The 10,750-nt window shown below is 70.0% G+C and carries 10 protein-coding genes; 9 read left to right on the forward strand and 1 reads right to left on the reverse strand.

Annotation, left to right across the window (positions count from 1 at the left end):
* The 5 genes from AB1609_07435 to AB1609_07455 all read left to right on the forward strand — a co-directional run.
* A partial coding sequence (locus tag AB1609_07435; protein ID MEW6046300.1) for a hypothetical protein occupies positions 1-577 on the forward strand: 577 nt, incomplete at its 5' end.
* 67 nt (positions 578-644) lie between these two features.
* Positions 645-2,951: a helicase C-terminal domain-containing protein gene (locus tag AB1609_07440; GenBank protein ID MEW6046301.1), complete on the forward strand. Its 2,307-nt coding sequence runs from the start codon at positions 645-647 to the stop codon at positions 2,949-2,951.
* The gene (locus tag AB1609_07445; protein ID MEW6046302.1) at positions 2,848-3,636 is read left to right on the forward strand and encodes a cell wall hydrolase; all 789 of its coding nucleotides are present in this window, start codon (positions 2,848-2,850) and stop codon (positions 3,634-3,636) included. Before AB1609_07440 ends, AB1609_07445 begins: the two co-directional genes overlap by 104 nt.
* 66 nt (positions 3,637-3,702) lie before the next feature.
* A complete protein-coding gene (locus tag AB1609_07450) occupies positions 3,703-4,548 on the forward strand; it encodes a polysaccharide deacetylase family protein (protein MEW6046303.1) in 846 nt (281 codons plus the stop codon).
* A 62-nt stretch (positions 4,549-4,610) separates the two neighbouring features.
* Positions 4,611-5,441 carry a polysaccharide deacetylase family protein gene (locus tag AB1609_07455; protein ID MEW6046304.1) on the forward strand — a complete coding sequence of 277 codons (831 nt, stop codon included), beginning with the start codon at positions 4,611-4,613 and terminating at the stop codon, positions 5,439-5,441.
* On the opposite strand, the gene AB1609_07460 is transcribed toward AB1609_07455, so the two are convergent.
* Entirely contained in the window at positions 5,422-6,738 is a 1,317-nt protein-coding gene (locus AB1609_07460; protein MEW6046305.1) for a glycosyl hydrolase family 18 protein, read from the reverse strand. The two genes, AB1609_07455 and AB1609_07460, sit on opposite strands and share 20 nt — an antisense overlap.
* 235 nt (positions 6,739-6,973) lie before the next feature.
* On the opposite strand from AB1609_07460, the gene AB1609_07465 reads away from it, so the two are divergent.
* From AB1609_07465 to AB1609_07480, 4 genes are all read left to right on the forward strand, one after another.
* Positions 6,974-8,239 (forward strand): pitrilysin family protein, encoded by a 1,266-nt coding sequence (locus AB1609_07465; GenBank protein ID MEW6046306.1) that lies wholly within the window; start codon positions 6,974-6,976, stop codon positions 8,237-8,239.
* A gap of 108 nt (positions 8,240-8,347) precedes the next feature.
* Positions 8,348-9,835, forward strand: coding sequence for a hypothetical protein (locus AB1609_07470; GenBank protein MEW6046307.1), 1,488 nt, complete (start codon positions 8,348-8,350; stop codon positions 9,833-9,835).
* A gap of 25 nt (positions 9,836-9,860) precedes the next feature.
* Complete coding sequence (locus AB1609_07475; protein MEW6046308.1) at positions 9,861-10,256, forward strand: YlmC/YmxH family sporulation protein; 396 nt, start codon at positions 9,861-9,863, stop codon at positions 10,254-10,256.
* A complete protein-coding gene (locus AB1609_07480) occupies positions 10,171-10,704 on the forward strand; it encodes a hypothetical protein (GenBank protein MEW6046309.1) in 534 nt (177 codons plus the stop codon). The genes AB1609_07475 and AB1609_07480 overlap by 86 nt, the downstream gene beginning before the upstream one ends.
* Positions 10,705-10,750: the final 46 nt, after the last annotated feature.

Consider the following 10,750-nt stretch of genomic DNA (forward strand, 5'->3'; position numbering starts at 1 on the left):
GCGCCAGCACTGGCAGAGCCTGCGCGACGGGCGCCCGACCACCGGCATACTGAAGGCCGCTCTCATCTCCTTTGCGGCGGCGGGCGCAGCGGCCGGGGGAGTGCGGGAGCAGGGAACGGCGCGCTCCATCCTCGCGTTTGCCAGCACCGTGCTGGGGGCCAACGCGTTGAACCAGCTGGACACGGCCCCGGGGCGGGCGCTGGGGGCCTACCTGGCCGGATTCGGCCTGGTGGGCCTGGCGTCGCCGCCAGAACGGCGGGCGTTGTGGCTTGCCGGGCTCCCGCTGGCCGCCGCTGCGCTGGGCTTCATGCCGTTCGACCGCAGGGGCGAGGTCATGCTGGGAGATGCCGGCGCCAACGCCCTGGGGGCTGCCCTGGGATGGGCCGCAGGGGAGAGTCTCTCGGTGCGGGGCCTCCTGGCGTGGACGGCCGCTCTGCTCGCCCTCAACGCCGCCCTCGACCGGTGGTCTTTGAGCCGTTTCCTCGACGGCCGCCTCGGCCGGCGGCAGGGCGGCATTCGGCTTCGCTTGAGGCAGGGACGAGCTCGGACCGAAGCGAAGATGCCCCTGCCCGGCTAGCCCCACCGCCGCTCCCGGCGCGCGGGCGTGCCGGGCGTGTGCCAGGAGGAGAGGCGGCGGCACGTTCTTGGGGCACCCGCGCGACCTGGAGGCCGTCTTTTCGAAGAAGGGCTTGCTTTCTCACGCCCTGGGCCGCCGCTTCGAGCGGCGGCCGCAGCAGGAGTGGATGGCGCGCCAGGTCGCACGCCGGCTCGAGGAAGGCGGCGTGGCGCTCGTCGAAGCCGGGACGGGCGTTGGCAAGTCGCTGGGATATCTCCTGCCGCTGCTGATCCACCTCTCCGAGGCCGGGCCTGCTACCAGGGCCGTCGTGGCCACCTACACCATTCACCTGCAGGAGCAGCTCAACACCCGGGAGCTTCCCGTTGCGCGGCAGGCGCTGGGGCGGGAGGTCCGCACCGCGGTGGCCAAAGGGTGGGGAAACTACCTCTGCCGGCTGAGGTTGCAGCGCCTTCGGGAGGGGCGCCACGGCTTCCTCGAAGGCATTGCCGGGGGGATCCCGGACGGCGCCGTCGAGGCGCTTTCCCGCTGGGAAGGGGAAACGCCCACGGGGAGTCTTTCGGATCTGCCACCGGAGGTGGGCCCTGACACCTGGGCGTTCGTCGCGGCCGACCCCGAGCGGTGCACGCGCCGCCGGTGCCCCTTCTACGAGAGCTGCTTCTACTTCGCAGCCAGGCGGCACACCTTCCAGGCCCAGCTCATCGTGGCCAACCAGCACCTCCTGATGGCCGACCTGGTGCTCCGCCGCCAGACCGACGCGGCCGACGCGGCCGTCCTTCCCTCCTTCGACTACCTGGTGGTGGACGAGGCCCACCACCTCGACGACGTGGCGGCCGCCCACCTTGGGTACGAGGTCGGGCGGGGCGCCCTCATCGGGCGGTTGCAGAGGCTGGCCAGGGGGAAGGCCGCGGGCCTCGCCGGCGCCGCTGCGGAGGCGCTGGCTGCCGCGGCCCGGCTCTTCGACTCGTTGAGCCGGGCCGCGCACGAGATGGGAAGCGAGGCAGGAGAGAGCGGCCGGACGCTTGCCCTCTCTCCCGGCGACGGAGAACGCCTGGTGCCGGAGGCCATCCTATCCCGGGCACTTGCAGCTCTGGAGCAGCTTGCCCGGTCCGCCGAGAGCGTGGCGGACCAGATTGAATCGCTCGACACAGGTGCAGAGGGCGAGGAGCGGGTCACCGAACTGCGTTCTCTCGCCCGGTGGGCCCTGGGCAACCGCGAAAAGATCGAGGCGCTTCTTGAAGCGGCCGACGAGGGATACGTCTACTGGGTCGAGACCGGGCCGGGACGCGAGGTGACCCTGAAGGCTGCGCCTCTGGACGTGGGGCCGGTGCTCGCGGGCGAGCTTCTGGGGACGGTTCGGGCCGCCGTGCTGACCAGCGCGACGCTTGCCGGCGGGGGAAGCTTCAGTTCCATCCGGCGCCGGCTGGGGCTGCCGGCGTCGCCTGAGGGGGGCATAGGCAAGCAGGACTCGCCGCCGCGCGATGGTGAGGACGAGGGCCCACAGGCCCCTGAAGTCGACAAGTGGGGCGTGTTGCGCGCGGTCATCGGGAGTTGCGGCGAGCCTCGCGTGATGACAAGCGAGGCCGGCATCGTCGAGTGCGTCATCCCTTCACCCTTCGACTTCCGCCGGCAGGCCATGGTGGCACTTCCGTCCGACCTGCCCGAAGTGGACTCTCCTGATTTCACGCGCCGCCTGGCGGACCTGGTGGCCGACCTGTCCCTGGCGCTGGGCGGACGGCTGTTCGCGTTATTCACGTCGTACCGCACCCTTGCCCAAACCTCGAGCCTCTTGCGAACGCGCCTGGGCGGGCAGGCCCTGAAGCTGCTCTGTCAGGGGGACCGGCCGCGCACCCAGATGCTGGAGGCCTTCCGGAGTTCGGAGGGGGTGGGCTGGGTACTCCTTGGGACCGACAGCTTCTGGGAGGGGGTCGACGTCCCGGGGGCGGCCCTCTCGTGCGTGGTGCTCGCCCGCCTTCCGTTCCCCGTGCCCGACCACCCCATCAACAGGGCCAGGGCGGAACGGTTGCGCCAGCACGGCTTCAACCCCTTCTGGGAGGAGGCGCTTCCAAGGGCCGTCCTCAAGTTCCGGCAGGGCTTCGGACGGCTCATCCGCACCCAGCATGACCGTGGCGCTGTGGTGGTGGCCGACCGGAGGCTTCTCACCCGGCCATATCGGGTGCGCTTCCTCGAAGCCCTGCCCCGGTGGTCGCACCTGCCGAACGCCTGGTACGGGAGGTCGCCGCATGGATCGAAACCTCGTCGCCGTGATCCTGGTGCTGGCCGTCGCCCTGGGGGCACTTGCCCTGCAGCGGGCCCGTACCGAGGCCGGGCCGCCGGCGCTGCCCCAGGCGCCCGCCGCGCAGGTGCCAGAGGCTGAGACCGCGCGGCCGGAAACCACCGTGGCCCGGGCCGGCGACGCCCGGACAGTCGACACCCTGCCCGCCGGACAACTGCCCGCCCGGCCTGCGCCCGGCACCCGGTACTACGTGGTGGAGCCGGGGGACACCCTCTTTTCCATTGCCAGGCGCCACGGAACGACGGTGCGGGTGCTGCAGGACCTGAACGGCATCGAGAACCCCGACCTCATCGGCGTGGGGCAGGTGATTCGGGTTCCCGCCCCGGCGCAAGAGGGGCCGGCCACGTTCGACGCCCCCGCCCTTCCGGCCCTGTCGACCGGGCGCCTCGCTCCGGCCCCCGCCGCGGCCACTCCCGAGGAACGGCACCTGCTGGCCAGCATCATCTGGTTGGAGGCTCGGGGCGAGCCGTTCGAGGGTCAGGTGGCGGTGGGCGCGGTGGTGCTCAACCGCGTTCGGCACCCGAGCTTTCCGGATACGATCGCGGGCGTGCTGATGCAGCCCGGGCAGTTCCCTTTTTCGCGGGAGATGCTGCTTTCGACCCGCCCGGGGCCCACGGCCCTTGCCGCCGCGGACCGGGCCCTCGCGGGAGAGGACCCCACCGGCGGCGCGCTCTACTTTTATAACCCCGAGAAGACCGCCACGCCCGAATTCTGGGCCACTCGCCCGGTTCTGCTGCGCATCGGCCGCCACGTGTTCACCCTCTGATGGCGGCGCCCACGCGGTTCTAGGCAAAGCCCTGCCCCGATACAGTTGCCCCTGAGGGGCAGGGCGATGGTGGGTCGCATACGGGCCCTGCGCGTGTGGCTCAAGCTGGCCATCGCGCTTTGGGCAGGTTCGGTGATCGCCTACCTGGTCGGCGGGCAGACGGTAGCGGTTGTATCGCGCCTGCTCCTTGCGCGCCTCGTACCCATCTACAAGGTGGATGTTCAGGACGCCCGCATCGCCGTCTCGTTTGACGCCATGTGGGGCACCACCCGGACCGACCGGATCCTGGAGATCCTGCGCCGGCACGGCGTCAAGACGACGTTCTTCCTGGGAGGCAACTGGGTCGACAAGAACCCCGAGTACGTGCGCAAGATCGTGGCCGAGGGCCATGAGGTCGGCAACCACACCTACACGCACCCGCACCTGGCCCAGCTCTCCCGTGATCGGATCCGGTGGGAGCTGGAGGAGAACCAGCGCCGTATCGACGCGCTGGTCGGCCGGCCCAGGGTGCTCCTGTTCCGGCCGCCCTTCGGCGAGTACAACGACGCGGTCATCGAGGTGGCAAGCGAACTCGGCTACTACACCATCCAGTGGTCGGTAGACTCGCTGGACTGGCAGAACCTGAGCGCCGGCTCCATCGTGGAACGTATCATCAACCGTGTGGCGCCCGGCGACATCGTGCTGTTCCACAACGACGGAGCCAACACGCCCGAGGCGGTCGACCAGCTGATTCCGGTGCTCAAGGCCCGAGGATTCCGCATCGTACCCATCTCCGAACTCATCTACCACAGCCACTACATCATCGAGCCGCACTCCGGCGTGCAGCGGCGCAAACCGCAGCCACCCAAGCCGCCTGAGCCGCCGCGACCGCCGGACCGGCCGCCGCAGCCACCGGCCCAGCCCCGACACTAGGGCCGCAAGGGGCGGGGCCGGGTCTCGTGGTCCGCGTAACGGGGGGAATAAAGGCGATGCCGTTGCCGGCCCATCGGAGCGGCGTGATGGTGTGGGCCATCGACGCCCGGCGCCTGCGCCAGGGCCTGGTCGTGGCGGTGTCAATCGCCGGCGCCGTACTTCTCGCCCGGGCCTTCGGCATCGTGGACCGGCCGTACCGTGCGGGGCTGGCCCTCCTGCGGGCCGTACCCCCTCCGAGCCGCCGTCACGTGGAACCCGTCTACCGGGGGCCGTCCGATCGACCGTGGGCCGCCCTGGCGGTGAACGTGGACTGGGGTGAAGAAGTGCTGCCCGCCATGCTCGATAAGCTGCAGCGCCACGGGGTGAAGGCCACGTTCTTCCTGACCGGCCGGTGGGCCCAGCAGTTCCCCGACCTGGCCCGGCGCATCGCCGAAGAGGGCCACGAGATTGGCAACCACGGGGTCGACCACTATCACCCGGCAGAACTGACCAACGAGGAACTGGACTGGCTGGTCCGGGAAAACGCCAGGCTTCTCGAGCGGCTGACGGGCAAGCGCACCGTACTGTTTGCGCCCCCCTACGGAGAGGTGGACGGTCGGATCGCCCGCGTCGCCGCCGGCGCCGGCCACTACACCGTCATGTGGAGCGTGGACACCATCGACTGGCAGCGCCCGCCTTCCGACCAGATCCTGGAACGAGTGGCCCGGCGGGCCGGCCCCGGCGCCATCATCCTGATGCACCCCACCGAACCGACCGTCGAGGCCCTGCCGGACGTCATCGATCTCCTGCGCAGGCGGAACCTGACGCTGGTCCCGGTCGGGCGGCTCGTCGCCGCGCTCCACGAGGCCGAACTCGCCGGCCCGGACAGCGGCCTCACAGGGAACGGGCAATGACGTCCCACATCCCGGGGTCCTCCTGGCCCAGCCTCCAGATGGCGATCCCGCCCAACTCGTAGCGGCCCACCAGGAGGAGCTTGTAGCCGGCGCTGTAGCGGTTTTCGAACCAGACCTGCCGGCTGCCGACGGTGAAGTACGGCACCTTGTACGTGGGATGCCAGCGCAAAGTGGCCCCGAGGCGATCGAGACGGCTCATCGCCTGGGCATACGTCAGAGCCCGGGCCGCTTCCCCATCGCCCCACTCGTAGCCGTAAGCCGGCAGGCCGAGGAGGATCTTGTGCGACGGTATGCGGGAGACGGCATATCGGACGACTTTTTCCACCCACTCCACCGAGGCGATGGGGCCCGGCGGACCCGTGCGGTAGTGCTGGTCGTAGGTCATGAGCCAGACACCGTCGGCATAGCGGCCAAGCGCCTCATAGTCGAACGCCGCGAAGTGGGCGCTGGCGGGGCCGTCCGAGGACTTCGCGGGAGTCGCGACGGTCAGCTTGCGCCCGTCCCGGTGCAGGCGCTCGGCCAGATCCCGCACGAAGGCCGAGAGCGCCTCGCGGTCGGAGGGAGGCACGTTTTCGAAATCGAGGTTGATGCCGGTGACCCCGTAGCGCGCGGCCTCCAGCGCCAGGTTTTCGACGGCGCGCCGCCTTGCCTGCGGGTCCGAAAGCAGGCGGTGGACGGAGTCGGAGTCGAAGGTGCCGTTCTGGTAGTTATGCACCAGGGCGTAGGTAGAAAGCCGCCGGCTCCCCGCCGCCCGGAGCGCCCGCCCCAGCGCCGCCGCGTCGCCGGCGGGCTGAACGCTCCCGTCCGCAGCCACCACCCAAGCCCACGGGGCGATGGCCGTCAGGCGATCGGCGTTGGCGATCATGGAGTCGTACGACGGGTTGTAGGGCTCATCGACGTAGTAGCCGACCACGGCGCGGCCGCTGACGGGCCGGGAAGGCGGCGGCTGCTGGGACCACGGGGAGAGCTCGACCAGTGGCCTCCAGATCCAGCCCGTCGTGCCTGAGGGGAGCTCGGCCCGATACCAGTCGCCCTGCTGCGAGAGGATGGTCACCGCGGTTCCCCTGGGCACCGTCACGACCGGGTCGTACGAGGTGCCCGGGCCGGCGCGGAGCACCGCCTCGCCGGCACTTACGACGGCAGGTTGCAGCATGCCAGGCCGGCTTTCGCCCGGGGCGGGGGGTTGAGAGGGGGGCAGCGCGCCGCCGGACGGGGGCGTGCCCGAGGGCGGCGTCCCGGCGTTGGCAAGCAGGTACATGATGACGGCAACGGCAATGGCTACGGCCTTCTGGGACAAGGGTGACGCCCACTCCTCCGTTTTGCGGGGCAGTGTGAGGGCTACCAGCGCCCGGGGCTCCCATACGACCCCACCCCTCTGCCGCCTTCTGGGAATGGCAGGCGGCGGTGGCGATTCGTGACGGGCCTGGCGCTCCCTTACCGTGCGGGGTTCTGGCGGGAGGGCTATAATGTTGGGCGGTTGTCCGGCAGACCGGGCACCGGACACTGCTGTTTGCGAGCGAGGAGGCGGGTTCTTGGGTTCGACGATACGCAGGACGGTTCTGGACAACGGCGTGCGCATTGTGACCGAGGCGATGGACGATTTGCGTTCGGCCAGCGTCAGCTTCTGGGTCGACGTGGGATCCCGGGACGAGGCGCCTGGCGAACAGGGCATCTGCCACTTCATCGAGCACATGATGTTCAAGGGTACCGAACGCCTGAGCGCTCGGCAGATCGCCGAGCGCATCGACGCCATCGGGGGACAGCTCAACGCTTTCACCACCAAGGAACAGACGTGCTACTACGCCCGGGTGCTGGACGAACACCTCCACGAAGCCGTGGACCTGCTGGCCGACATGCTGCTGCACTCGAAGATGGATCCGGCGGACGTGGACAAGGAAAAGGGCGTCATCCGGGAAGAAATCCGGATGTACGAGGACACCCCGGACGAGATCATCCACGACCTGGTGGCCCAGGCCGCGCTGGGACGGCACCCTGCCGGGCGGGCGGTCGCGGGTACCGAAGAGTCGGTACAATCGCTCACCCCGGAGCAGATCCGCGCGTTCGTGCGGGCCCACTATACCGGCCGGCGGCTGGTGGTGGCAGCGGCCGGCCGCCTTGACCACGACCGCCTCGCCGAGCAGGTGGCGCGTTACTTCAGCGCCCTTTCGCCGGGAGAGCCCCCGAGGCGCTCGGGGGCCGTGGAGAGCGGCTACCGGTGGCTGGTGCGGTCCAAGAAGACGGAGCAGGCCCACTTCTGTGTCGGTGCGCCTGGCCTTCAGGCAGCGAGCCCCGACAAGTGGCCGATGATGCTACTGGACACCGTGCTGGGCGGCGGCGTCAGTTCCCGCCTCTTCCAGGAACTGCGGGAAGAGCGGGGCTGGGTCTACTCCACCTACTCCTATCATACTGCCCTCTCCGACGTCGGGTACTTCACGGTCTACGCCGGCGCCAGCCCGGACAAGGCAGCAGCCGTGCTGGACCTCGTGGAGCGCGAGCTCGCATCCGTTGCGGCGTCGGGGATCTCCCCGGAGGAGCTCCGCCGGGCCAAGGAACACCTCAAGGGCTCGCTGATGCTGAGCCTGGAAAGCACGAGCCACCGCGCAAGCCGGCTTGCCAGGGCAGAACTCTCCGGGGAACCTTACCTGGCCCCCGACGAGGTGCTGGCGCGCATCGAGCAGGTCACCGCCGAACAGGTTCACGAACTGGCTGCCCGGGTCTTCGTTCCGGACCGGTACGCGTACGCCGCCGTCGGGCCGGTTCCCTGGAAGACGCAGGTACGGCTGGCCGAGGCCGTCTGAGCGCGGCTCGCCCCCCTGTTTATTCACCCTTGACGGTTGGTTAAGTGAGAGGAAACAGGCGCCATCCTCTCTAACTGTGTTGGTGACCACCGGCCAGGGGGTGGCGCCGTGTCGAACGTTCGGCTTGGCCCGTCTTTCTCGGTTGTGACCGCGCTTGTCTTCGCCTGCTTTTCCCCGTTCCTTTCCGGCGCGCCGGTGGCTGCGGCAGCGCAAGCCGGAGCCCATGCCGGGGACGGTTCCGGCCTGTGGGTGGGATGGCTGTGGCCCGGGGAGGGCGGGGACGCAAGGCCGTCGTGGCAACTGAGGCTCTCCGCCGGGGCAAGTGGACAGCCAGGCATTACCCTCCAGCTGGGCGGGGCGTCCGCCGGTGCCGTTCCCGTGGGAAAGCGGGCCGAGAGCGAGCTTCTCGTCTCCTACGGGAGCCTCGGGTGGGAGGGGCCAGAGAGGTCCGCACACGTCGAGGTGAGCCGTGGCCAGCGTTACCCGGACTTTCCGGGGGCCCTCGGGCTCGTGGACGGCACCGTCCTGGACGAAGCGACGCGGGCCTGGGCCGCCCGCCTGACGTCGGGGCGGTTCGAGGCTGGGGCGCTTTGCGTACGGCAGGCTCCTCTCTGGTACACCCACGCGCGACGCGTGGCCGGAGACGCCTGGGCCCTGCGGTTGGGGTCGGGCAACGCAGAAGCACAGGTGGTGGTGGCCGATACGGGCCTGCACCGGCTGGACTTCGTCACTCGGCCACCCATCGATGTGCGCCGTGTGGAGGCCGCTCTCGCCGGTGGGTTTCGTCTCAAGCCCGCAACGGGGACGGAACTGACGGCCGAGGTCGGCGTCTCCCAGCGGGCCGAGCGGGATGGGGACGAACTCACCGTCGAAAACGGGTGGGCGGCGTTCGTCCGCCTGCGCAAGGCCGGCGCGCGCCCCGGGTGGCGGCTGGAAGGATACGCGCTCAGCCCCGCGTTTGACTCTCCCCTCTGGGGAGAAAGAGCGCCTGCCCGTGGCCGCGCCACCGTCGAGGGGCGGTGGTCGTGGGCCAGGGGGAAAGGGCCGGTCGGAGGGTGGGTTTCCGGCGAGGCGACGCAGGACCTCGTGAGCGGGCGAGCGCGCGGCAAAGCCGAAGCGGGGTTGACCCTCCGCGCCGGCTCAGGAGCACTGGCTTTCGGGCTGGCGGCCGAACTGGCCGCGGCCGACGGGGCGTCCTTCAGGTCGGACTTCAGCGTCGGCTACGAAAGCAAGACCGGTTCGCTTGCGCTGGAACTCGACGCTGACGCCGGCGTGCAGTGGGCCGGGCAGGTGCGGCCCGGCGGCGGATGGTACGTCAGGACGGCCTGGAGGCCGGACCCGGGCATCGTCCGGCTGGAGGTTGGGCGGGCGCCGCCCGGGACCAGCTCCCGCGGGTGGCCGCCCCCTGGCGTACGGGTCGCCGGAAAGTGGAGCGGCGCTGTTCCCCGGCCCTACGTTTTTGCCGAGGCCGGCTGGTCCCTGGGCGATTTCGTGACCATCGGGTTTCGCCTGGGCCGGTGGGACGAGGGACGGCTGGACCTTTTCTACGATGAGCCTGTGTCGCTTCTCGTCATGACCGCCTGGCGATTCGCATAAGGGTCCGTTCGACGCCGCCATGTTGATGAGCGAACTGGTCGGGAAGGAGATCGTGGACCTCTCACAGGGGGTCCGGTGGGGGCCGGTCCGGGAGGCCGATCTCGTCGTGGATCTGCGGGAAGGCCAGATCGAAGCGCTGGTGATCCCGGTTCGCAGGGGGTGGAGGGGTCATGGCGAGGTGGTGATCCCCTGGAGCCGGGTCCTGAAAGTAGGCCGGGACGTCATCATTGTCGACCTGGGAAGCCATGAGCCACCGGAGGGCATACCCGTCTCGGCAGGGGAGAGACTAAACCTGCCGAGAGCAAGGCGCACGAGCCGAAGGGAGTCGGTCGAAGGTGGCAACGGTCATTGGCGTCTTTGGCACCCGGGAACAAACCGAGAAGGCAGTGCGAGCGCTGCGGGACAAGGGTTTCCGGGATAACGAGATTTCGGTGCTGGCGCGCGGTGACGCGAAAAGGGGAGGTGGCGGCGGGGACCGGGATGGTGACTTCGAGGTAGGGGCCGACGTAGACGAGGGGGTTACCTGGGGCGGAGCCCTGGGCGGCATCGCAGGCCTCCTGGCCGGCATCGGGGCCCTGACCATTCCGGGTATCGGGCCCGTCGTGGCTGCCGGACCGCTGGCTGCCGCCCTCGGTGGCGCGGTAACCGGTGGGGTGGCGGGCGGCCTCCTGGACATCGGCATCCCCGAAGATCGGGGGCGCGCTTTCGAGCAGGAGCTGAAGGCCGGTAAGATGTTGGCGGTGGTGCAGACCGACACCAACCGGATCGAGGAGGCCTCCCAGATCCTGCGGCAGAACGGAGCCAACAGCGTGGAAGCTCACGTGGGCTCGCAGCGCGCCGCCAAGCTCAACAACCAGCGCGGTCGCTGAGGGGGTGGCGCGCCCGCGCACAGAAGAACGCATCGCATCCCCCGGG

Source organism: Bacillota bacterium (assembly GCA_040754675.1).
Lineage (GTDB): Bacteria > Bacillota > Limnochordia > Limnochordales > Geochordaceae > Geochorda.

Excerpts from the sequence above, each read along its gene's own strand:
- AB1609_07450 (MEW6046303.1), top strand. The coding sequence starts at position 3,703 with ATGGTGGGTCGCATACGGGCCCTGCGCGTGTGGCTCAAGCTGGCCATC.
- AB1609_07475 (MEW6046308.1), top strand. The coding sequence starts at position 9,861 with ATGAGCGAACTGGTCGGGAAGGAGATCGTGGACCTCTCACAGGGGGTC.